The sequence below is a fragment of the Blautia sp. XA-2221 genome (genome assembly GCF_028767025.1).
Lineage (GTDB): Bacteria > Bacillota > Clostridia > Lachnospirales > Lachnospiraceae > Blautia_A.
Map to the genome: position 1 here is coordinate 65021 of NZ_JAJQXX010000008.1, position 24025 is coordinate 89045.

The following is a 24025-nucleotide window of genomic DNA, read 5'->3' on the forward strand; positions in this document are numbered from 1 at the left end:
GAATAGAACAATGGATATGAACAATGTAAATATTGAAGAAATTGTAAAACAGGTTCTTTCCGGTATGACAGGAAAGGGAGAGGCTCCTGTAGCTTCTACTTCTGCTCCTGCTACTGCAGCTCCGGCAGCAAACGGTGGAATTCCGAAAACTGCAAGAGTGGCAATGATGACCGAGAAAAAACATTTTGAGCTTCAGGAGTATCCGCTTCCGGAACTGGGAGATGACGACATCCTTGTTAAAGTTGAGGGATGCGGTGTCTGTGGAACTGACGCTCATGAATACAAAAACGACCCGTTTGGTCTGATTCCGGTAGTTCTCGGACACGAGGGAACCGGTGAGATCGTTGCCATGGGTAAAAACGTAACTGTTGATACAGCCGGCAAACCGGTAAAAGTAGGCGATAAAGTTGTTACCTGCATGATCTTCAAGGATGATCCGGAGATCACCATGTTTGACCTGAACAAGAAAAACGTGGGCGGCGCAGATGTATATGGACTTCTTCCGGATGATGATGTAAAATTCAATGGATGGTTCGCTGATTACATCTTTATCAGAGGCGGAAAATTCGGTTCCACATTCTTTAATGTAAGTGATCTGGATCTGGATTCACGTATTCTGATCGAGCCATGTGCAGTTCTTGTACATGCAGTAGAGAGAGCAAAAACAACAGGCATCCTGAAATTCAACAGCAGAGTTGTTGTTCAGGGCTGCGGACCGATCGGTCTTATCTGTATTGCAGTTCTCCGTACTATGGGTATTGAGCATATCTGTGCAGTGGACGGAAACGAGCAGCGCCTTGAGTTTGCAAAGAAAATGGGTGCAGACACAACTGTAAACTTTATGAACTATCAGGGTGTGGAAGCTCTTACAGCAGCAGTTGAGGAAGCTCAGGACGGACATCTTGCAGATTTCGCATTCCAGTGTACAGGAAATCCGAAGGCACATGCAAACATCTACAAATTTATCCGCAACGGCGGCGGACTCTGTGAACTTGGCTTCTTTATCAACGGCGGAGATGCACAGATCAATCCTCACTTTGACCTCTGCTCCAAAGAAATCAATCTGGTTGGCTCCTGGGTATACACTCTGAGAGATTATGCAACTACATTTGATTTCCTTAAGAGAGCAAAAGCAATCGGACTTCCAATGTCTGATCTTATCACTCACAAATTCCCGCTTGAGCAGATCAACGAGGCTCTTGAGACCAACCTTGCAATGACAGGTCTGAAGATTGCCATTGTGAATGAATAATCCGGAGAATAAAGGAGAAGCAAAATGGCAGAAGCTGTAGGAATTCTGGAAGTGTTTGGGCTGGCCACAGCCTTTGTAGCGGCAGATGCCGGATGTAAGGCAGCAAATGTCCGCCTGGAGGTATTCGATAAGAATAAACCTGCAAATGCAGACAGCCTGCCGGTACCGCTTCTGGTATGCATCAAATTCCGCGGAAGTGTGACGGATGTGACAGCAGCCGTTGAAACTGGAATGGAAGTAGCGAACCGGATGACTGGTGTGGTACAGCACTATATTATTCCGAACCCTGAAGAGGGAACGGAAAAAATGTTAAAGATCAGCGCACTTGATAAAAGCTGACAGAACATAGTCCCCAATTATATAAACTTGATTCAGGAGGAGAAATAAAATGGCACAGGAAGCATTAGGAATGGTAGAAACAAGAGGACTTACCGCTGCAATTGAGGCAGCAGACGCAATGACAAAAGCAGCAGAGGTTGCTCTTGTAGGAACAGAGAAAATCGGTTCCGGACTTGTAACAGTTATGGTTCGCGGAGATGTAGGAGCTGTTAAGGCTGCAGTAGAGAGCGGAAGCGCAGCAGCATCCAGACTTGGCGAGCTTGTAGCAACTCACGTAATTCCGAGACCTCACACAGACGTTGAGAAAATTCTGCCGACTGTTTAAAAAGCAGATATAAAACATACAGGCGTAAAGGAGTTCGCTCGTGAATAAAGCATATGGTTTTATTGAAATTACAGGTGTCGTAGCCGCTATGGATGCGCTGGACATTATGTGTAAAACTGCAGACGTTGAGCTGGCGTCATGGGAACGTAAGCTGGGCGGACGCCTGGTAACTCTTATTGTACAGGGTGATGTGTCGGCTGTCACCGAAGCCGTTGAAACAGCGGTAGCCAAAGCAATTAAGAAACCGGCAAGTTATGCAGTGATCGCGCGGCCCCATGAGGAAATTGTAAAGCTTGTGGAGCTCAGCGCAAGCCGATGGAAAAAACAGTCTGAAAAACAGACAGAAGAAAAGGCTGAACAGCCGGAAAAATAATTCAGGGATATTTTCCTGACAGGGATTATTGACAAGGAGGAAAAATCATGACACAGGAAGCATTAGGAATGGTTGAAACCAGAGGACTTACAGCAGCTATCGAAGCAGCAGACCAGATGTGCAAAGCAGCAAACGTTGCACTTGTAGGAACAGAGAAAATCGGTTCCGGACTTGTAACAGTTATGGTTCGCGGAGATGTAGGAGCTGTTAAATCTGCAGTAGAAAGCGGAAGCGCAGCAGCATCCAGACTTGGAGAGCTTGTAGCTACACATGTAATTCCAAGACCTCACACAGACGTTGAGAAGATCCTTCCGGTTCTTAAATAAGTCAGAGTAGGCGGTTCAGTCATGCGGCCGGGTCTTATTGCAGACCAGACAAAAGGACTGGAGCTTTCCGCAGATATGCGGTGGCTCTGACCCGGCTGTCTGACGCATGGCTGGATGTTTATTCAGAAAGCAGGTGTATTCTTGGAAGCAAAGAACATAGAGCTGATCACCAAAATGGTGATTGAGTCCATTAATAAAAATGAAAGCAAGGGCCAGGGCTTCATGGTTCCCATTGGAGTTTCCGCAAGACATATCCATCTGACACAGGAGCATGTAGAGGCTTTATTCGGACCGGGATATCAGCTTACAAAGAAAAAAGAGCTGATGGGAGGTCAGTTTGCATCAAACGAGACTGTCACTATTGTAGGTCTCAAGCTTCGTGCCATTGAGAATGTGAGGATTTTAGGACCAGTTCGTAAAGCATCTCAGGTTGAGGTATCTGCAACAGATGCCATTAAACTGGGAATGCAGGTTCCGGTTCGGGAATCCGGAGATGTAAGCGGAAGCGCTCCTGTTGCAATTGTAGGTCCCAAGGGGGCTGTTTATCTGAAAGAGGGATGTATTGTGGCTATGCGCCATATTCACATGTCTCCGAAAGATGCTCAGGCAGCAGGTGTAAAGGACGGCGATATCGTTTCTGTTAAGGCTGACAATGAACGCGGAACGATCTTTAATCAGGTAAAGATCCGTGTAGACGACAGCTTTACACTGGAAATGCATATTGATACAGATGAGGCCAATGCGGCAAAGATTGCCACAGGCAATACAGTTACTATTATAAAATAAGGTTCCTCCGAAAAGCAGGGGATGCAGCACAGGAAAAGATCCTTTGGGATATATGCGCCGCATCCCCATAGGAGGATTTAAGAAAAATATTTATGCGGAGGCTCACATGATTGTAGGCAAAGTAGTTGGAAGCGTGGTTTCCACGCGGAAAAGTGAAAAACTGATCGGACAGAAATTTATGATTGTAGAGCCGGTGCATCATATGAAATCAGAACTCAGCCAGATTGTCGCAATCGATATGATCGGTGCGGGAATCGGAGAGTATGTATTGGTGGCACAAGGAAGCGCAGCGCGAATTGGCTGCGGCGAAGAAACAGCACCTATTGATGCGGCGATAGTCGGAATCATTGATGACGGTGCGGGATTGGAGTAACGCCATGGAAATCAAAGAATTACAGAAAATAATGCAGGACAGCGGTGTGGCAGGTGCCGGCGGAGCCGGATTCCCGACTTATGCCAAGCTTACGGATAAGGCGGATACCATTCTCATGAACTGTGCGGAGTGCGAGCCGTTGCTTAAACTGCACAGACAGTTGCTGGAAAAGCATGCCTATGAGATTATGAAAACTTTCAATCTTGTAGCAGAAACAGTCGGTGCATCAGAGGCGATTATCGGCATTAAAAAATCTTATGTGCAGACAGTAAAAGCACTTCAGCAGCATATTGAAGAATTCCCGAGAGTAAGGATCCATCTTCTTGAAGAAGTTTATCCTATGGGCGACGAGGTTGTTCTGATCTATGAAGCTACCGGACGTGTGGTAAGACCTGGAGGTCTGCCTATTGAGCAGGGCGTTATCGTGTTCAATGTTGAGACGATCTACAACGTATACCGCGCGCTGGAAAAACAGATGCCTGTAACAGATAAATATGTATCTGTTGTGGCAGAGGTAAGCAAGCCTGTCACAGTTCGTGTACCTATTGGATGTACACTGGATGAAGTTGTGGCACAGGCTGGTGAAATTACAACAAAGGACGCCGTATATTTTGTAGGCGGACCTATGATGGGAAGAATCGGCAGCGGTTCTGATCCTGTAACAAAGACAACAAATGCGATTCTGGTCCTTCCAAAGGATCATCTGATCGTTATGAAGAAGCAGAGAACTTCTTCTATAGATTTAAAACGTGCAGCGTCTATTTGCTGCCAGTGTAATACTTGTACAGATCTCTGTCCGAGAAACAATCTGGGACATCCGATCGATCCGGCACGCTTTATGAGAGCGGCTGCCAATGGAGATTTTAGAGATCTGAATCCATATCTGGATTCTCATTTCTGCAGTTCCTGTGGTGTCTGCGAGATGTATGCATGCCCTCAGAGTCTGGCACCCAGAACACTTCTGGCAGATATGAAAGGCGGACTCAGAAAAGCAGGAATCAGACCTGCACAGGGCGTACAGCCGGTACCGGTGCAGCAGTCCAGAGAATACAGAAAAGTTCCGGAGGAACGTTTGATGGCCCGTCTTGGACTGACAAAATATGACAAGGATGCACCGATGGATGAAACTCTGGTAGCTGTGCCGAAGGTTAAGATCCTTCTGAGTCAGCATATCGGCGCTCCGGCACAGGCAATTGTGAAAGCAGGCGATGAAGTAACAAGAGGTCAGATGATTGCAAAGCCTGCTGACGGTTTAAGCGTCGGCATTCATGCAAGTATCTGCGGAAAAGTAACTGAAGTAACAGACCGCTACATCATAATTGCAGCAAAGTAGAAAGGACGTGCAGAACATGAGTAAAGCAATCGGAATGATTGAATTTAAAACCACTGCCACAGGTATCACAGCAGCGGATGCCATGGTAAAGACCTCTGACGTAGAGATCGTTGAGGCACAGACCGTATGTCCGGGTAAATATATTGCAATTATTACCGGTGATTTAAGTGCGGTAAAAGCGGCTGTTGACGCGGCAGTTACCACTTATGAAGATAAATGTATTGACAGCTTTGTACTGGGTAACCCTCACGAATCACTTTTTCCGGCAATGTATGGAACAACTGTGATCGAGGATATCAGCGCACTTGGAATTTTGGAAACATATGATGCTGCTTCCATTATCGAAGCAGCTGATCAGGCTGCCAAGACAGCTATCGTAGATGTGATCGAGCTTCGTATTGCAAAGGGTATGTGTGGAAAATCTTATATGATGCTTACAGGAGAAGTATCCGCAGTAGAAGCGTCCATCCAGAGAGCAAAAGAGTTTGTTGCAGAAAAAGGTATGTATCTTGATTCTTCTGTTATTGCTCATCCGGACAGACGTATGATCGATTCTATTTTATAATAAGTTCTCAAAAAGGGGGCAGGAGAAATGCTGGCATTAGAAAGACGGAATCTGATCCTTGAGAAGCTTCAGACAGAAAAGAGGGTTGTGGTAAGTGAACTCAGCCAACTTTACGAGGTGTCTGAAGAAACAATACGCCGGGATCTTGACAAGCTTGAAAAAGAAGGGCTTGCCACAAAAAGCTATGGCGGAGCCGTTATTAATGAAAATGTAAGCATTGACCTGCCTTTTAATATTCGTAAAAACCAGAATGTAAGCGGAAAACAGAAAATGGCAGAGATTGCGGCAGAGATGGTGAATGACGGAGATCATATTTTTCTGGATGCAAGCACCACCGCAGTTTTTATTGCAAAAGCCATAAAGGACAAGGAACGGCTTACCGTTATTACAAATTCCATGGAGATTTTGATAGAGCTTTCTGACGTGTCAGGCTGGAATATTATTTCCACCGGCGGAGTTATGAAAGAGGGATACCTTGCGTTTCTGGGGTCAAGAACAGAGGAGGTAATCCGATCCTATTATGTGGATAAGGTGTTCTTTTCCTGTAAATCTATTGACCAGGAATGGGGGATCATGGAATCCCAGGAGGCTTTTGGCACAACCAAAAAAGCCATGATCGCTTCCGGACGCAAAAAAATTCTGGTAGTTGACAGTACAAAATTTGATCAGACCGCTTTTTCTGTAGCAGGAAAACTGCGGGATTTAGATGTGGTTGTAACAGACAGAAAGCCCACTGAAAAGTGGCTTGCCCGTTTTGCAGATGCCGGAATCGAGTGCCGGTATCCCACACAGCCATAAAAAAGGAGCATCAGACATGAATACTTTTGAGATGAAAACAGTGATTCATTTTGGGGAGAACGCACTGGAAAGACTGAAGGATATTCCTTATAAAAGAGTTCTGATTATTACAGATCCCTTTGTTGTTCAGAGCAAAATGATCGACCTGATAACAGAGCCTCTGACAAGAGGCGGAAAAGAATATGATATTTTCCACAACGTAGTACCGGATGCGCCTGTAGATAAAATTGCAGATGGAGTAAAGAAATTTCTGAGCTTTCAGCCAGAGGTTGTTGTGGCAGTTGGCGGAGGCTCCGCTATTGACTCTTCAAAAGCGATCCGCGAATTTGCTTTAAAGATCAATCATTATGCAGAGGTTGGACTGATCGCAATTCCGACTACAAGCGGTACCGGTTCAGAAGTAACTTCCTTTGCAGTTGTGAATGACACAGAGGCAAAAGTGAAATATCCGCTTGTTTCAGACAGCCTTACAGCTGATGAGGCAATTCTGGATGCAGAGCTTGTAAAAAGTGTTCCTCCGTCTATTACAGCGGACACAGGAATGGATGTATTTACACACGCACTGGAATCCTATGTCAGCACAGGTCACAATGAATTTTCTTCTGCTCTGGCAGAAAAATCCATTGAAATCTGCGGAGTATTTCTTTTAAGAGCTTATCTGGATGGCAGTGATATGCATGCGCGTCAGAAAATGCATGTAGCTTCCTGTCTTGCAGGTCTTTCCTTTAATACTGCAGGTCTTGGAATCACACACAGTATGGCGCACCAGCTTGGCGCAATGTTCCATATTCCTCATGGAAGAGCCAACGCAATGCTTCTTCCTCATATTGTGGAATTTAATGCGAACATCAATAAGCACAGCAAAAGTCAGAAGGAATACCTTCCTGCGGTAAAACGTTATGCAAATATTGCTCATATCCTTGGACTGAGTAATTATAATAAAGTAATGAGCGTCCGTTCACTTGTAAACTGGATCCAGTTTATGCTGAAAGAGATGAATATTCCGCTTACCATTCAGGAAATCGGAACCATTACACCGGATGCGTACTTTGCGGCGGTGGATAAAATGGCTGAGGCAGCTCTTGCAGACGCCTGCACTCCTTCAAATCCACGTGTACCGACAAAAGAAGATATTATAAAGATTTATACAAAGCTGTGGTCCTTTTAAGCGGAAAGGAACATAGAAACTGAAACAGACTTTTCTGAAAAGGTAGACAATATGAAAAGATCGAAAAGAATCGAGGCTTTGGATCGCCGGGCAGTAAATAAAGACGGATTTATTGACGAATGGCCGGAAATGGGATTTGTGGCAATGCACAGTCCCTATGATCCGAAGCCTTCTGTAAAAATAGAAAACAATATTATCACAGAACTGGACGGAAAAAAGAGAGAAGATTTTGATTTTCTGGATCAGTTTATTGCGGATTATGCAATCCGTACAGACAGAGCTGAGGCATCTATGGCAGTTCCTTCCCTGGAGATTGCCAGAAAAATCGTAGATATCAATGTTTCCCGTAAGGAGATACTGGAGATTGTATCCGGAATTACTCCGGCAAAAATGGCGGAAGTCATCAACTGCCTGAATGTGGTGGAAATGATGATGGGAATGCAGAAAATGCGCGCCAGAAAGATTCCGGGAAATCAGGCTCATATTACAAACCTGAAGGATGATCCGGTGCAGATTGCAGCGGATGCTGCTGAAGGTGCTCTGAGAGGATTCAGTGAGGAAGAAACCACTATGGGTGTGGCACGATATGCTCCATTCAGCGCAATGGCTCTTCTGATCGGTTCTCAGGTGGGACGTCCGGGAGTGCTGACTCAGTGTTCTGCTGAGGAAGCTACAGAGCTGGAACTTGGTATCCGCGGACTTACCACTTATGCGGAAACACTTTCTGTTTATGGTACGGAAAAAGTATTTATTGACGGAGATGACACTCCGTATTCTAAGGCATTTCTGAATTCTGCCTATGCTTCCAGAGGATTAAAGGTACGTTTTACTTCCGGTGCAGGAAGTGAAGTGCTTATGGGAAGCAGCGAGATGAAATCCATGCTTTACCTTGAGTGCCGTTGTCTTTATGTGACAAAAGGCGCAGGAAGTCAGGGAATCCAGAACGGTTCTGTAAGCTGTATCGGTGTCACTGCAGGTGTACCGGCGGGAATCCGTGAGGTTATTGGTGAGAACCTTGTTGCAGCCCTTCTTGGACTGGAATGTGCATCTTCCAATGACCAGAGTTTTTCCAATTCTGATATGAGAAGAACAGCAAGGACTATGCTTCAGTTTATGCCGGGAACAGACTTTATCTTTTCCGGATATGCTGCAGAGCCCAATTATGACAATATGTTCGCAGGCTCCAACTTTGATGCCGAGGACTTTGACGATTATAATGTAATGCAGAGAGATATGCAGGTGGACGGAGGTCTTCGTCCTGTTACAGAGGAAGACGTGATCCGTGTGCGCCGCACTGCAGGCAAGGCTGTCCAGGCTGTGTTCAAATATCTTGGTTTAACTGAGGTAACGGACGAGCAGGTTGAGGCAGTTACCTATGCTCATGGAAGCAAAGATACGCTGAAGCGTGATGCGGCAGCAGATCTGATGTCTGCGGATGAAATGATGAAGCGTGGCATTACAGGTGTTGATGTGGTAAAAGCTCTTGCCGAAAGCGGTTATACAGAGCTTGCAGAAAATATCCTGAATATGCTGAAACAGAGAGTTATTGGTGATTATATGCATACGGCAGCAATTTTGGATGAACATTTCCAGGTGATGTCCGGTGTAAATACACCAAATGACTATATGGGGCCGGGAACCGGATATCGTGTTTCCGGCAAACGCTGGGAGGAGATCAAGGCAATTCCTCACAGAATCAATGTAAACGAATTTTAGGAGGTGCGCTATGGAAGTAAATGAACAACTGATCCGTGCGATCACTCAGGCGGTTGTGGAGCAGCTTCACCAGAATGGCGCACAGCCGGAAAAGGAAGTTCAGACACCGGAAGCATCCGGCTCCGGAAGCCTTGCCGGAAGAACACGGATGCGCCCGAAGCGTTCCTATGAAACTGCTGTAAAGGCAGCTCAGGGAACAGATCCCAGAGAGATTGTGATCGGTGTTGGAGCTGCTTTTCAGACAGAAATCCATAAGACCATGGGAGGAATCCCTCTTGAGGAGGTTCTTCGTAATGTAAAAGCCGGAATTGAGGAGGAAGGAATGACTTCCCGTGTGGTAAAAGTTCTGGATACCTCAGATGTATGTTTTATGGCGCTTCAGGCAGCTAAGCTTTCCGGTTCCGGTATTGGTATCGGAATCCAGTCAAAAGGAACTACAGTCATTCATCAGAAGGATCTGTATCCTCTTTCTAATTTGGAACTTTTTCCTCAGGCGCCGCTTATGAATCTGGAAACCTACCGTAAGATCGGTCAGAATGCAGCAAAGTACGTAAAAGGTGAAAAGGTAACGCCTATTGAGTGTACCAACGACCCTATGGTACGTGCGAAATACCAGGTAAAAGCAGCTTTGATGCACATTGTGGAAACAGAACAGCTGGACCCGGAAAAAGGAATGATCGAATGGGAGGGAGTAAGATGAGCAGCTATCCGTTAGGACAGAATGAAGCAGATACCATTACCTCCAAAACAGGAAAAAAGCTTTCGGACATTACTCTGGATGAAGTAAAAAGAGGTAATGTACAGGCGGAGGATATTAAAATATCTCCGGAAATGCTGAAACGCCAGGGACAGGTAGCAAAAGAGGCGGACAATCCTCAGATGGAAGCAAATTTCCAGAGGGCTTCTGAACTTGCAAATGTGCCTGATGAGGTGATACTGAACATGTACAACAAACTGCGCCCGAACCGTTCTACAAAAACAGAGCTTGTGTTGATGGCACAGGAACTTCTGGAAAAATACAGTGCGCCGCACTGTGCAAAGCTGGTTCTGGAAGCAGCAGAGATTTATGAAAAAAGGGGAATTCTTCTTTGAAACTGATTGCGGGTGTTGATATAGGAAATTCCACAACTGAAGTATGCATCGGGAGTGTGGGAGAGGATGGAAGTTTCCATTTCCTCTCCGGAGCTTCCCGGATGACAACCGGAACCAAGGGGACTTTGCCAAACGTTCACGGAATAAAGTCAGCGCTTCTGGAGGCTCTGGACAAGATCAGGCAGCCTTTAAGCGCTCTTGACCTTGTGCGCCTTAATGAGGCTGCGCCTGTGATCGGAGATACGGCAATGGAAACCATTACGGAGACTATCATTACAGAATCTTCTATGATCGGTCACAATCCCTCCACTCCGGCAGGAGCAGGGGAGGCGTCAGGCTATCTTCTTCATCTGGAAAATATCTGGAGAGGGAAGCCGGGGGTTCCTTATATTGTGGTGGCTGCAAATAAGTTTTCTTATGAAGAGGTTGCTTCAAGACTGAATCAGCACATTCCGGAGCTGGATATCCGGGGGCTGATCCTTCAGGCCGATGAAGCGGTCCTTGTGGAAAACCGTCTGAATAAAAAGATTCCCATTATTGATGAAGTCAGGCATATCAGCCGGGTTCCGGAAGATAAACTGGCAGCGATCGAAGTAGCTTTGCCGGGAACCGGAATACGGATGCTGAGTAATCCTTATGGAATTGCCACTCTTCTGGGACTGGATGCAGAGGAAACAAGAGCAGTTACCCCTATTGCAAAGAGCCTGATCGGAAAAAGAAGTGCGGTTGTGATCCGTACGCCAAACGGAAATATCAGAGAAAATGTACTTCCTGCAGGCGAGATCCATTTTCATGGAAGCAGGGAGCTGAGTGTAAATATTGATACCGGAGCAGATATCATTATGGATACGCTCCAGAAAGCCGGAGAGATCCGTGATATTGACGGGCAGCAGAATACCAATGTGGGAAACATGCTGGATCGGATCAAAAAAAGTATGACGGATGTTGCCGCAGACCGGGAGCAGGAGGTAAGAATTACAGACATTCTTGCAGTGGATACTCTGGCGCCCGTTGAGATATCCGGCTCACTTGCCGGAGAAACCTGTATGGAAAAGGCTGTGGGAATTGCTGCAATGGTAAAGACAAGACACCTTCCCATGCAGAAAATAGCAGAAAAACTGGAACAGGAACTTAAAGTGAAGGCGGTAGTTGCAGGTGTGGAAGCAGTCATGGCATCTCTTGGCGCTCTGACCACACCGGGAACAAAACTTCCCCTTGCGATTCTTGATATGGGAGGCGGTTCTACAGACGCTGCAGTGCTGGAGGAGGACGGAACAGTCCGCACCACACATCAGGCAGGTGCCGGAGAGCTTGTCACCATGCTGATACAGACAGAGCTTGGACTGGGAAGCCGTACAACGGCGGAACAGATCAAAAAATATCCGATGGGAAAGGTGGAGAGCCTTTTTCATATCAGACTGGAAAATGGTTCCATGCAGTTTTTTGAGGAGTCCATAGATCCGAGATATTATGGCCATGTGGTACTTCTGGCCCCTGGTGAAATGCTGAAGGTGGAAGAAGATATTCCAATGGAAAAAATTCTTGAAGTCAGAAGAGAAGCAAAGCGCAAAGTATTTGTGAGAAATGCTCTTCGGGCGCTGGAAATTGTGGCTCCTGATCATAATTTACGAAAAATATCAAACGTGGTTCTGGTTGGCGGCTCCGCTGAGGACTTTGAGATTCCGGAAATGCTGACAGAAGCCCTTGCAGAATACCGGATCGTCTGCGGACGGGGGAATATCCGGGGGACAGAGGGGCCGAGAAATGCAGTGGCCACAGGTTTGTTAATGTCATATTTAAACAGCTGAGATGAGGATATACGTTGTTATTGTTCACAGGTAATATTCTGCTGGGTGTTTTGTATATTTGCGTAAAACTGCCGGGATACGCAGGATAAAATATCATTGTTGCAGGTAATCCGGAATGGAAATTGCTCAAATTACTGGAAACAGAGCGGATGATAACGTAAATTGTTCAGATAAATGCTGTTTTGAAGAAAAAAATGTGCTATACTGAGAGTATCGTACAAAGTCCGGTCAGAGAGACGGCAGAGTTTCAGGAGGAAGCATGATCGTCAAAAAACCAACTGTAATTATATATACCAGAGATCCGGATGAAGATTTTTTAAGGGAAATCTGTGCGGGAATCGAAGAGGAAGGCGTTCTATATGAGATTCATTCCAGAGACACCGGTATGGATGAGCTTGCATTTGAAGCGGCAAAGGATTCTATGCTGGGCTCAGGAATTGGCATTGAAGAACAAAGAATTGCCATGCAGATGGCAAAACTTCCCAGAGGAAAAAATGTATTTGAGTTGAACAATCCTCGTTTCTGGCAATGCAGAAATCTTGGGGCAAACAGCGCAAGAGCGGTAAAAAAAATGCCGTTTAAGCCGGTTTACGGGGAAAACAGGGAGATGTCGTTATGAACATTTATACAAAAAGCGGTGATAAAGGAACAACAGATCTTGTCCGCACAAAAAATGTATCCAAGTCAGACGACCGTATTCAGCTTGTGGGAACGATTGATGAGCTGACAAGCCATCTGGGACTGGTAAAGACAATGATGGAGGATAAGGACACAGTTGCCATGCTGGAAAAAATCCAGCGCAGGCTGATCACAGTTATGGCAGGAGTGGCAGATCCTTATAACAGAGATTATAAAATAGAAGATACTCCGGTAGAGATTCTGGAACAGGAGATCGACCGCCTGGAAGGTCTGTTTCAGAGACCTAAGGAATTTGTCCTTCCCGGAACCAACAGACTGTCCGCTGAGCTGGATATAGCCCGGACAGTGGCAAGAAGGGCAGAACGTGCGCTGGCAGCAGTCAGTGTAAAGTTCGGAGCAGATAACGGAACAAAAAAATATATGAACCGTCTGGCAGATTATCTGTATGTGCTTGCCAGATATACTGACGCTACCCAGGCGGAAAAAGCGGAAAACTCCGGAGATATACAGGTATCCGGTGCGGAAAAGGAGAAGCTCATGGCAGAAGATCAGGGAACCCGGACAAGCGAAGCTGTGATTCAGGAAGTATTAAAAAGAATGGGAATCCAGGGCAGAATCACACTGGACAGCGCCAAGCGTCTTATAGAAAAGATCGAAAAGGAAGCAGAACGCCGGGGCAAAAAAGCAGTGATTGCAGTCTGTGGCCCGGATGGAAATCCAATTGCAGTTCATGTGATGGACGGCGCTTTTCTGGTGAGCTTTGATGTGGCAACCAAGAAAGCATATACTTCCGTGGCAGTCAAGATGTCCACAAAAGAACTCAGTGTTCTTGCTCAGCCAGGAGGAACTTTCTATGGCGTAGATAAGATGGACAACGGCAAGATTGTGATTTTTGGAGGCGGTGTACCGCTGAAGGTAGGAGATACGATCATTGGAGGCCTTGGCATCAGCGGAGGCACAGGAGAGGAGGACCACAGTCTGGCAGAGTACGGACTTTCAGTTCTCAACGAGATCCTGTAAAAAAGAAACATAGAAAAGGAGCGCATTGGCGCTCCTTTTTTTCGGTCAGAGAAGATTAAGTCCTTTTATATTTTCCCGGTGTGATCCCTTTATATTTTTTGAATGTACGGATAAAATAACTGAGATCGTTGAAACCGTTTCTGTAAGCAATTTCCGTAATAGAGTCGTCAGTTGTTGAAAGCTCATAGCAGGCCTGTTCAATTCTCTGTCTGTTCAGATAGTCCATAGGTGTCTGGTGAGTCATTTCAGAAAAAAATCTGCAGAAATACTTCGGTGACATGGACACAGAATCAGAAAGCTCCTGGAGAGTCAGAGGAGAAGCATAGTTATGCTCGATAAATTCCAGTACCTGTTTCAGCTGGAGGATTCTTTTGTAGTCTTTTCGTGCTTTTCGCACATTTTCCAGATAGTAATGTTTACCAAAAACAATACCGAAAAAGTGGTAAAATTGTCCAATTACAGTCAGTTCATACCCGTCCTGTTTTTGCCATAGAGCATCAAAAATACTGTTTACAGTAGTACAGATATCTTTTGCGGAGTCTGTAAAGTGATGAAAAATCATAATTTCCTGATGAATGATTTTCTGCATGTATCCGGCGCAGACAGAGTTGTGCTTTAAAAAAGCATTTCCGTCAAAAACAATGCACTGATAGACACAATCCTCAGGCATTCCGCTGTGAAGGATTCCACTGTGTACAAAAATGATATCTCCGGCTGTGGCCGTAAAACTTTTTTCGTCTAAAGTGACAGTGAGACTTCCTTTAAGGATACGCATGATTTCATATTCTACATGCCAGTGATAGGACATGATATAGCGGGGATGGGAAGAATCAATATGGTGAAATTCAAAAGGAAACTCGTAGGTCCCTCTTTTTCTGCTTTCATTTCGGTCAAGATCATGCAAGACAGCGAACCTCCTTCCGACAGTTTATAAAAATTTTATACATGAATCTAAAAAAGTGAATATTATACTATTTTTTGCCATTATAACACAAGTAATTACAGTATTGCAATTGTATAATAAGCATATAAATACCAGGGGCAATTATGGCTTCTGTCCATACAGCACGATTCTTTGGGATGAGTTGATATCAACATACAGAAATCCAGAGAGATAAAACTGAATTTTGCTGCAGAATAGAATCGGCAATAAGATTTGGTACGTTGCTGTAAATGGAAGGAAGCAGATTTTGTCCTGAGTAAACGAACGCAAAATGGAGGTAATAAACATTATGGCTAAGAGTAGATTAATCGGAAGCTATCCTGTAATCGGAATCAGACCTACAATCGATGGTCGTAGAGGTGCGCTTGATGTAAGAGGATCTCTGGAAGAGCAGACAATGAACATGGCTAAGTCTGCAGCAAAATTACTGGAAGAGAATTTAAAATATTCCAACGGAGAGCCGGTTAAAGTTGTTATTGCAGATACAACAATCGGTCGTGTTGGCGAAACAGCAGCTTGTGCTGATAAATTCAGAAGAGAGGGTGTTGATATCACTCTGACTGTTACACCTTGCTGGTGCTATGGTTCTGAGACTATGGATATGGATCCTCAGACAATCAAGGCTGTATGGGGCTTTAACGCAACAGAAAGACCTGGTGCAGTTTACCTTGCTTCCGTTCTGGCTACACATGCACAGAAAGGACTTCCGGCATTTGGTATCTACGGACATGAGGTTCAGGATGCTGACGACACAACAATTCCGGAAGACGTAAAAGAAAAAATCTTAAGATTCGGTCGTGCAGCAGTTGCAGCAGCTTCCATGAGAGGAAAATCCTGGCTGCAGATCGGTTCTATCTGTATGGGTATCGGCGGATCTATCGTTGATTCCGACTTTATTGAGTCCTACCTTGGAATGCGTGTAGAATCTGTTGACGAGGTAGAAATCATCCGTCGTATGACAGAGGGTATCTATGATCATGATGAGTTCGAGAGAGCTCTTGCATGGGCAAAAGAAACTTGCAAGATCGGATTCGATAAGAACCCGGAAGAACTTCAGATGTCCGAAGAGAAGAAAGAAGAGCAGTTCGAATTTGTTGTTAAGATGGCAGTTATCATTAAAGAGCTTATGAACGGCTGTGACAATCTTGCTCCGGAATTCTCCGAGGAAGCAATCGGACACAATGCTATCGCAGCAGGTTTCCAGGGACAGAGACAGTGGACAGACTTCTATCCGAACGGTGACTTTGCAGAGGCAGTTCTTAATACTTCCTTTGACTGGAATGGCGCAAGAGAGCCATACATCCTTGCTACAGAGAACGATGTTCTCAACGGACTTGGAATGCTGTTCATGAAACTTCTTACAAACCGTGCACAGATGTTCGCAGATGTTCGTACATACTGGAGCCCGGATGCAGTGAAGAGAGTAACTGGACATGATCTGGAAGGTGTTGCAAAAGAGAACGGCGGTATCATCCACCTGATCAACTCCGGTGCATGCTGCCTTGACGCTAACGGCGGTGCGAAAGATGAAAACGGCAATGCTGTTATGAAAGAATGGTGGGATGTAACAGAAGCAGACCAGAAAGCAATCATGGATGCTACTACCTGGAACGCAGCAGACAACGGATATTTCCGTGGAGGCGGATTCTCCTCCAGATTTGAAACAAAAGATCAGATGCCTGCAACTATGATCCGTCTGAACCTTGTAAAAGGACTTGGACCGGTTCTTCAGATTGCAGAGGGCTGGACTGTAGCTCTTCCGGAAGAAGTTTCTGATACTCTCTGGAAACGTACAGACTACACATGGCCTTGTACATGGTTTGCGCCAAGATGCGATGGCAAAGACGGCGCATTCAAGGATGCTTACAATGTAATGAACAACTGGGGCGCTAACCACGGTGCAATTTCCTACGGACATATCGGCGCAGACCTTATCACAATGGCTTCTATGCTGAGAATTCCGGTTTGCATGCACAACGTTCCGGAAGAGAAGATCTTCCGTCCGGCTGCATGGAATGCATTTGGAATGGACAAAGAGGGAGCAGACTTCCGTGCTTGCAAGAACTACGGACCTCTTTACAAATAAGACTTATATCGGCAGTTAAATGCCAGACGAAAATCCTCCGGAGAAATCCGGGGGATTTTTTTATATATGGCTGACTGGATGCGTACCTGCTTCTGGGAAGAAACCGAAGAATTATGCCCGGTACAGGCGCGCTCCGGTGATTTTTTTAAACAAAATGGAACGTAACCTTTGTCGTTATTTATCGGAAAAAGGAGAACGAAAAGGGATTATCAAACCATTAAAACTGTGCTATGATTGTTTTACAGTAACAGCAGAATCCGTAAGTTAATAAGGAAATCATACAAAGGAATGGGATTCGGGGAAACGCACAGAGCAAGGGGAAAAGAAAGATGAAAAAAACAGCGGGAATCTGGTTGGCAGCCATATTGTGTATGATTATTTCAGTGACGGTTTCGGCAGATGTTCAGAATAAAAAGACAGAACCGGATTATAAAACCGACTATTATATGATCGTGGAATCCAAAGCAGGGGGGATTGATATTTATGCCAACCCTGATCTTGAATCTGCGAAGCTGGCTAAGGAAATGATTCCCAATAGTACAGCGCTGCATATTGAGGGAGAAGTAGAGGATAAAGCACACAGCCGTATTTGGGGATATGTGCAGTACCATGGAATGAACGGATTTGTGCCTTTGGATGACTGCCGTCCGGCTGCATCCCGGCAGGAGGCTATTGATTCAGAACTGTATCTGGCAGGCAGAGATAATGTAAACGATCAGGCTGATTATGATATTATGGTTGTTGAAAATGGAGATATGGCGCTGTATCAGGGACCGGGAGAAAAATATGGAACAGTACCGGGAGTTGGTGATATAAAAAGCGGCGAAACATTACATATTACTCAGGATGCTCACATGAACGACGGAAGTTATTGGGGGATGACTACAGTAGATGGAAAACAGGGCTGGGTCAATCTGGATAAAGTAAAAAATCCGGATCAACAGGAGCTTCAGCAGTCAGACAGTACAGAAAATAGCCGGATTACTGGCAGGACAGACCATACTTTATCAGCAGAAAATGCGAAAACTTCTGATACGCCAGATCCTGCAGTATCCAAAGAAGAAGAGGAAGAACCGGAAACAGCATTGCCAGCAAATTCAGAAGAAGCCGGAAAACAGGAAGAAACATCATCTGCAACATCCAAAGCAGAGGAAAAAACGGAAACTACGCTGACTCCTTCTGCGGTTCCGGATGCAGCGGGAAATTCCACGGTGACCTCCACACCGAAAGCTGTAGCAGAAAATTTTTCCGGGAAAGTCAACGCTGTATCTGAGAAGGCGAATGCAGAGCGCTCATCTGCGGCTTCTAAAAAAGCGGAATCCACAGAAAAAACCGGACAGAGTAATATAGAAAGCGATAAAGAAAAAGGAAACATCAAAAAGAAAGAAGAAACTTCTGACAAAAATACAGAAAATCGTACAGGAGAAAAGCTACAGGAAACATCCGGGCAGACTGTAAAAACATCTTCCGGGATCCCGGCTCCGTTTCTATGGATTGCAGCCATAACAGTAGGGGCAACCGTGGGTGTTCTGATTTATCATTTTAAAAAGAGATAAAAAATAAAAGTACAGGAACCTTAAAGTGATATGTTTCCCTCTGATCAGACGTAAGGAAAAGAGGAATGATATCAAAAAGGAACCTGTACTTTTTGCATAATCTGAAAAATTTGATTTTTATTTTACGGGAAATTCCGGTTTCTATGGAATCGCCTATGCGTTGCTGCCCTTTGTATAAAAGTTGCAGAATCAGTCGTTAATCACAACGCCTTTCTGAAGCATAACATTTGCATACAGGGCTTTTTCGCTTGTGGAAATAATGCAGTAAGCAGTTTTTGCTTCATCATAAAAAGCAAAACGCTCGATATTTCCTACAACAGCATCTCCTCTGTCATCATATTTACGGATGATCTCTTTATATGTATCCCAGATTGGAGTTTCTACAGTGTCTCCCGGCATAACTTCCATAAGATTTACAGGATGCTCTGTATAAGTATCAAGTGGGAAAACTTTCAGGATAGCTTCCAGGATTTCCGGTACGCCATGTCCGTCACAACGGATAGTAATTGCATTTTTTCCCATGGATTCTACAGGAAAGTTTCCGTCAGCAATAACAAGACGGTCACTGTGTCCCATTTCGCATAATACTTTTAATAATTCTGGTGATAAGATTTCAGGAATTCCTTTTAACATAACAATACCTCCATTTATTTAGAATAAAATTTTCTAATATAAAATTTACCTGTATCTTCAGTTGTTGACAATAGAATATTTTCCTGTAAAAGATGAATATTTTCCAGTTGACAGAAACATTTCTATTAAAAAAACAGAGATGAGAGGATCGCGGAAAACAACACATTATTTTTCTGTGAGCATGAATGGAATCACTACACAGGTAAAGCAGAAACGGCAACCGGATATAAAAACAAATGATTGCCATATTCCATATTCCCCTGGTTTGTGGTAAGATACTTCATAAGAGATTATTCTATATGTTCAGAACGGGAGAGTTTTGCAGTTTATGTATCGCATATTACTTGTAGATGATGAGATCCTTGTAAGGGATGCCATAAAGGAAAATATAGACTGGGAAGGAATCGGATGCCAGTTGGTAGGCGACTGTGAAAATGGTCAGCAGGCAGCAGAATTTGTAAAGGAGCATCCGGTAGATATTGTGCTGACAGATATTCTGATGCCTTATATGGATGGAATGGAACTGAGCCATTTTCTTCACGACAATTATCCTGATATTGTGATTGTGATATTCAGTGGATTTGGGGAGTTTGAATATGCTAAAAAGGCAATCCAGTATAATGTCAGCGAATATCTTTTAAAACCAGTGACGGCTATGGAGCTGACCGGTGTGATCAATAAAATGAAAGAAAAGGTGGATCAGAAGCGACAGGAGAAGCAAAAAATGGAAAAGCTTACCAAGGCTTCTGAGAGTTACCGCAGAAATGCCCAGGTCATACGGTCAAAAGCAATAGAAGCGCTGGTAAACTGTACCACCAATGTGGAAGAAAGCCTGGAGCGGCTTAGAAATATGGGAATTGATCCGTCGGCAGTCAGATACAGAGTCGCTATGTTTGACATTGATATTTATTCCGATATGTATCAGCTGGATATGGAAAAACGCCAGGAAAGCGCTTTGATGGCGTTTGTACTTTATAATATCAGTGATGAGATTGTAAAGAGAGAACAGGCCGGCATTGTTTATCAGGAAGGCGGAAACAGGGTGTGCATTCTGTTTCAGGAAAAATGGAGCCGTGATTTTACTGCAAAGACAAAAGAAATTTGCAGGGAGATCAAGGATAAGATGAAAGAGGTAATGGGGATAGACGTATCAATGGGAATCGGAGACTGGGTAAAGAGTCCGGGAGAACTGATCTTGTCCCATGATATGGCTGCTCAGGTGATGCAGTACCGGTATCTTCTGGGTGGAGATCTTCTGATCGATATGGCAGAGCAGCGTTCCGTAAAGATCGTGCCTCTTGACCGGCTTCTGGATGAACTGTCCGAGGCATTAAAAACAGGAAAAAAAGAACAGGTGGAAAGTACGTTCCGGGAGATAAAAGATTCTATCTGCCAGGCGCTGGTAGAAAAAAGCCGTGCCTGTATGTATCTGCAGCAGATTGTCAGAACCATCGACCGGGTATGCGAGGATGTATCTGTGGATATGAAGAGAATTCTCAGCGGAAGGGACGAGCTTCTCCACAGCATTACGGAACAGAAGTCTTTTGACAATGCCTGCCGGATCGTGGAAGATTATATTATGAAAATCTTCAAGCTGCTTTCTGATATGAATAGTTCTACCGGACAGAGACAGGCAAGACTGGCTCTGAACTATATCCAGAAAAATTATATGGATCCGGACCTTAGTCTGAACGATATCTGCTCTTATTTGAATATCAGCACCAGTTATTTCAGTACAATATTTAAAGAGATGACAGGGGAAACTTTTACAGAGGTTCTGATCAGGACACGAATGGAAAAGGCTAAGGAACTTCTGGAAAACACTACTATGAAAAATTATGAGATTGCAGAAAAAGTTGGATTTTCTGATCCTCACTATTTTGGCATTTCTTTTAAAAAGATGACAGGAGTCACACCTACAGAATATGCCAGGGAGCGGAGAAAATGAAAAAAATCCAACCGGGCGACCTGATGATAAAAAAATTTAAAAGTATTCAGAGCGTTATTTTTGCAGTGCTGTCTGTACTGCTTCTGGGTGCAGTGATTATTATGACTGTAATCTCTTTAAGCTATACCAGGCAGTCTGTGTTTGAAAATTCATCTTTGTATACGCAGACCATTATCCAGCAGATGAATCAGAATATTGATTCTTATATTGATTATATGGAAAATACTTCCTATTTGGTTTCCAGTAATGAGGACGTACAGAAGTATCTTTTTGGGGACACTGCGGATCCTGAGGCAAGAGATCGCATTCTCAGTCAGTTTGAGACAATTCTGGACAGCCGCAGTGATATTCTGAATCTGGGAATTATTGCAGAAAACGGAAGAATGCTGATCAATGACGGACAGCGTCTTGCAAATCCGGATCTGGATATCCATTCTCAGGAATGGTATACCAATGCGCTGGAAGGCAGAGAAAGCGTTTATCTTACATCATCTCATGTTCAGCATGTGATCAGCGGAGAACGTCCCTGGGTAATCACTCTGAGCCGGGGAATCCGCAATATGGAAAAAGGGGCAGGACAGGAAAAAGAAGGCGTATTTTTTATTGATCTGAACTACAGTGCTATCAGTGAGCTGTGCGACCAGAATATGGTAGGAAATCAGGGCTATGCTTTTATCGTGGATGCAGCCGGAAATATTGTGTATCATCCGCAGCAGCAGCAGCTTTACAATGAACTTCAGACAGAGAATATTGATCTTGTTATGAACTCTGACTCTGATATTGTGACCTGGGGTGAGGGGATCAACAAAAAAATGTACTCCATTTCCAGATCAGAAAAAACAGGCTGGACGGTAGTAGACTGTGTAAGGGTGGAAGAGCTTTTGCGAAGAAGTAATGAAGCTCAGAGTATTTATGTTCTGGTGGCAATGGGGCTGATGGCAGTAGCTTTATTTTTTTCACGTTTTGTGGCAAAAAGCATCACGCTTCCTATTCAGCGGCTATGTGATTCCATGGAACGGGTCCAGGAGGGAGATTTCAGTGTTTCTGATATTGTGGTGGATTCCGAAAACGAAATCGGCAGCCTCACAAAATCTTTTAACGTTATGACTCAGAGAATCCATGAGCTTATGGTGCAGAATATCCGGGAACAGGAGGCAAAGAGAAAAAGCGAGCTGAAGGCTCTTCAGTCACAGATTAATCCTCATTTTCTGTATAATACTCTGGATTCCATTATCTGGATGGCAGAAGGCAAAAAAAACGAAGAGGTTGTATTGATGACTGCTTCGCTTGCCCGCCTTTTAAGACAGAGTATCAGTAATGAGGATGAACTGGTATCCATAGGGCAGGAAATTGAATATGCCAGAGGCTATCTGACAATCCAGAAAATGCGTTATAAGGACAAACTGGAATTTCAGATTGAAGTAGAACCTTCTATATTAAATATACGTCTGATAAAACTTGTTTTACAGCCGGTTATTGAAAACGCCATTTACCATGGCCTGAAATATAAAGAGAGCAGGGGCTTTCTCCAGGTAAAAGGATTTATGAAAAATGGAAATGTGGTACTGCAGGTAATTGACGATGGTGTGGGCATGGATCAGGAAACCCTGGATCATATTTACGAAAGACATAAAGTGGATTATCATTCTAACGGTGTCGGGATCTACAATGTCCAGAAAAGGCTTCAGCTTTATTATGGAAACGAGTATGGAATTGTCTATGAAAGTAAGGTAGGTGAAGGAACTACTGCCACAATTACAATACCGGGACAACAGGAGGGGCTGTCATGAAAAAATATGGAAAATGGATTGCAGTGGCATTGCTTCTCAGCCTGGTATTTGCTGCGGTAGCAGTAAATTATCATAAAAACGGAACAGAAGACCAGAATCGTCTTTCTATGATTTATATTCCAAAAGTAGTGGACAGCAGAAATGATTTCTGGACATCTCTCATTCAGGGAGTTCGTATGTCCGCACAGGAAGCGAATGTAGATATTGAAGTTATGGCTCCGGAGGAAGAAAATGACGTGGAAGGACAGAATCGACTTCTGAAGCAGGCAATCCTTAAAAATCCAGATGCGATTCTTATTTCTCCGTCCAGCTTTACAGAATCCGACAGTCTTCTTCGGGAAGCAAGAGATCAGGGGATACGGATTGCTTTTATTGATTCTTATACAGAGGAAAGCATTCAGGAGATTACAGTTGCCACAGACAATGTGGAGGCAGGAAAAAAACTTGGGGAATTTGCGGCTTCACTGCTGGAACCGGAGGATCAGATCGCAATCGTTGCTCATGTAAAGGGTGTTTCCACTGCTGTGGAAAGGGAAAAAGGCTTTCGGGAGGGCCTTGGAAACCTTGAAAAAAACATTGTAGATGTGGTGTACTGTGATTCCAGATATGATAAATCCTATGAACTTACCATGGAACTCATGAAAAAGTATCCGGGACTGAAAATGATCGCCGGAATGAACGAGTATTCTTCAGTGGGGGCGGCCAGAGCGGTGAAAGCCGCCGGAGCAGAAAAGAAGATTCAGGTGGTAGGCGTGGACAGTTCTCAGGAAGCCGTTCAGTTGATGGAACATGGTATTTTTCAGGGGATTGTTGTACAGAAAGCTTTTAAAATGGGATATCTGGGAGTCCAGGAAACAGTTCGTCTGCTTAAAGGAGAAACCTATGAGGCGGAGATCAACTCCGGCTGTGAGTTGGTGACACCGGAAAATATGTACACCAGCGAAATCGAAAAACTTCTTTTTCCGTTTAACACACTAAAAACAACAAAAACAGACGGCAATCCACAGTGAAATTTGGGGATATCAGTCAGGAAAAAAGGTAAAATATTTACTATACCGTAAATATTTTACCTTTTTTTGTAAGATATTCTATTACAATTATCAGGTTTTCACGTTATTATAGATTAAGAAAACACAGAGAGTGTGAAAAAACAGTA

24 protein-coding genes are annotated in these 24025 nt (G+C 44.3%); 22 read left to right on the forward strand and 2 right to left on the reverse strand.

What is annotated here, in order from left to right:
- The first annotated feature begins 10 nt into the window (after positions 1–10).
- The 17 genes from LU279_RS08335 (at position 11) to LU279_RS08415 (ending at position 13913) form a co-directional block, all read left to right on the forward strand.
- The gene (locus tag LU279_RS08335; protein ID WP_274422113.1) at positions 11–1252 is read left to right on the forward strand and encodes a zinc-binding dehydrogenase; all 1242 of its coding nucleotides are present in this window, start codon (positions 11–13) and stop codon (positions 1250–1252) included.
- Between the two features lie 24 nt (positions 1253–1276).
- Positions 1277–1591, forward strand: a complete 315-nt coding sequence (locus LU279_RS08340) for a BMC domain-containing protein (RefSeq protein ID WP_022067866.1) — start codon at positions 1277–1279, stop codon at positions 1589–1591.
- Between the two features lie 49 nt (positions 1592–1640).
- Positions 1641–1916 carry a BMC domain-containing protein gene (locus LU279_RS08345; RefSeq protein ID WP_022067865.1) on the forward strand — a complete coding sequence of 92 codons (276 nt, stop codon included), beginning with the start codon at positions 1641–1643 and terminating at the stop codon, positions 1914–1916.
- Between the two features lie 40 nt (positions 1917–1956).
- Positions 1957–2289 carry a BMC domain-containing protein gene (locus tag LU279_RS08350; protein ID WP_274422114.1) on the forward strand — a complete coding sequence of 111 codons (333 nt, stop codon included), beginning with the start codon at positions 1957–1959 and terminating at the stop codon, positions 2287–2289.
- Positions 2290–2336: 47 nt separating this feature from the next.
- Positions 2337–2615 carry a BMC domain-containing protein gene (locus LU279_RS08355; protein WP_005427721.1) on the forward strand — a complete coding sequence of 93 codons (279 nt, stop codon included), beginning with the start codon at positions 2337–2339 and terminating at the stop codon, positions 2613–2615.
- 174 nt (positions 2616–2789) lie between these two features.
- Positions 2790–3401, forward strand: coding sequence for a phosphate propanoyltransferase (pduL, locus tag LU279_RS08360; protein WP_442870151.1), 612 nt, complete (start codon positions 2790–2792; stop codon positions 3399–3401).
- 106 nt (positions 3402–3507) lie between these two features.
- Positions 3508–3774, forward strand: coding sequence for a EutN/CcmL family microcompartment protein (locus LU279_RS08365; protein WP_022067862.1), 267 nt, complete (start codon positions 3508–3510; stop codon positions 3772–3774).
- Between the two features lie 4 nt (positions 3775–3778).
- Positions 3779–5107, forward strand: coding sequence for a 4Fe-4S dicluster domain-containing protein (locus LU279_RS08370; protein WP_274422116.1), 1329 nt, complete (start codon positions 3779–3781; stop codon positions 5105–5107).
- A 16-nt stretch (positions 5108–5123) separates the two neighbouring features.
- Entirely contained in the window at positions 5124–5672 is a 549-nt protein-coding gene (locus LU279_RS08375) for a BMC domain-containing protein (protein WP_274422117.1), read from the forward strand.
- Positions 5673–5699: 27 nt separating this feature from the next.
- Positions 5700–6470 carry a DeoR/GlpR family DNA-binding transcription regulator gene (locus LU279_RS08380; RefSeq protein WP_274422118.1) on the forward strand — a complete coding sequence of 257 codons (771 nt, stop codon included), beginning with the start codon at positions 5700–5702 and terminating at the stop codon, positions 6468–6470.
- A gap of 16 nt (positions 6471–6486) precedes the next feature.
- Complete coding sequence (locus LU279_RS08385; RefSeq protein WP_274422119.1) at positions 6487–7638, forward strand: 1-propanol dehydrogenase PduQ; 1152 nt, start codon at positions 6487–6489, stop codon at positions 7636–7638.
- Between the two features lie 51 nt (positions 7639–7689).
- Positions 7690–9354, forward strand: coding sequence for a propanediol/glycerol family dehydratase large subunit (locus tag LU279_RS08390; protein ID WP_274422120.1), 1665 nt, complete (start codon positions 7690–7692; stop codon positions 9352–9354).
- Between the two features lie 10 nt (positions 9355–9364).
- Complete coding sequence (locus LU279_RS08395) at positions 9365–10054, forward strand: propanediol/glycerol family dehydratase medium subunit (protein WP_274422121.1); 690 nt, start codon at positions 9365–9367, stop codon at positions 10052–10054.
- Positions 10051–10446, forward strand: coding sequence for a diol dehydratase small subunit (locus LU279_RS08400; RefSeq protein ID WP_022067855.1), 396 nt, complete (start codon positions 10051–10053; stop codon positions 10444–10446). The genes LU279_RS08395 and LU279_RS08400 overlap by 4 nt, the downstream gene beginning before the upstream one ends.
- Positions 10443–12254, forward strand: a complete 1812-nt coding sequence (locus LU279_RS08405) for a diol dehydratase reactivase subunit alpha (RefSeq protein WP_274422122.1) — start codon at positions 10443–10445, stop codon at positions 12252–12254. The genes LU279_RS08400 and LU279_RS08405 overlap by 4 nt, the downstream gene beginning before the upstream one ends.
- A gap of 259 nt (positions 12255–12513) precedes the next feature.
- Complete coding sequence (locus LU279_RS08410) at positions 12514–12873, forward strand: glycerol dehydratase reactivase beta/small subunit family protein (RefSeq protein WP_274422123.1); 360 nt, start codon at positions 12514–12516, stop codon at positions 12871–12873.
- Positions 12870–13913: a cob(I)yrinic acid a,c-diamide adenosyltransferase gene (locus tag LU279_RS08415; protein WP_274422124.1), complete on the forward strand. Its 1044-nt coding sequence runs from the start codon at positions 12870–12872 to the stop codon at positions 13911–13913. The genes LU279_RS08410 and LU279_RS08415 overlap by 4 nt, the downstream gene beginning before the upstream one ends.
- 55 nt (positions 13914–13968) lie before the next feature.
- Here LU279_RS08415 and LU279_RS08420 read toward each other — a convergent pair whose 3' ends face one another.
- Positions 13969–14817 carry an AraC family transcriptional regulator gene (locus LU279_RS08420; RefSeq protein WP_274422125.1) on the reverse strand — a complete coding sequence of 283 codons (849 nt, stop codon included), beginning with the start codon at positions 14815–14817 and terminating at the stop codon, positions 13969–13971.
- Between the two features lie 328 nt (positions 14818–15145).
- Between LU279_RS08420 and LU279_RS08425 the strand changes: the two genes are divergently transcribed.
- Both LU279_RS08425 and LU279_RS08430 read left to right on the forward strand, forming a co-directional pair.
- A complete protein-coding gene (locus LU279_RS08425) occupies positions 15146–16942 on the forward strand; it encodes an L-fucose isomerase (RefSeq protein ID WP_274422126.1) in 1797 nt (598 codons plus the stop codon).
- 329 nt (positions 16943–17271) lie between these two features.
- A complete protein-coding gene (locus LU279_RS08430; protein WP_274422127.1) occupies positions 17272–18498 on the forward strand; it encodes a hypothetical protein in 1227 nt (408 codons plus the stop codon).
- 189 nt (positions 18499–18687) lie between these two features.
- On the opposite strand, the gene LU279_RS08435 is transcribed toward LU279_RS08430, so the two are convergent.
- Positions 18688–19131 (reverse strand): RbsD/FucU family protein, encoded by a 444-nt coding sequence (locus LU279_RS08435; protein ID WP_274422128.1) that lies wholly within the window; start codon positions 19129–19131, stop codon positions 18688–18690.
- Between the two features lie 328 nt (positions 19132–19459).
- Between LU279_RS08435 and LU279_RS08440 the strand changes: the two genes are divergently transcribed.
- The 3 genes from LU279_RS08440 to LU279_RS08450 are packed head-to-tail and all read left to right on the forward strand — an operon-like array spanning position 19460 to position 23879.
- Positions 19460–21079 (forward strand): response regulator transcription factor, encoded by a 1620-nt coding sequence (locus tag LU279_RS08440; RefSeq protein ID WP_274422129.1) that lies wholly within the window; start codon positions 19460–19462, stop codon positions 21077–21079.
- Positions 21076–22869 carry a cache domain-containing sensor histidine kinase gene (locus LU279_RS08445; protein WP_274422130.1) on the forward strand — a complete coding sequence of 598 codons (1794 nt, stop codon included), beginning with the start codon at positions 21076–21078 and terminating at the stop codon, positions 22867–22869. The genes LU279_RS08440 and LU279_RS08445 overlap by 4 nt, the downstream gene beginning before the upstream one ends.
- Complete coding sequence (locus tag LU279_RS08450; RefSeq protein ID WP_274422131.1) at positions 22866–23879, forward strand: substrate-binding domain-containing protein; 1014 nt, start codon at positions 22866–22868, stop codon at positions 23877–23879. The genes LU279_RS08445 and LU279_RS08450 overlap by 4 nt, the downstream gene beginning before the upstream one ends.
- Positions 23880–24025 lie beyond the last annotated feature (146 nt).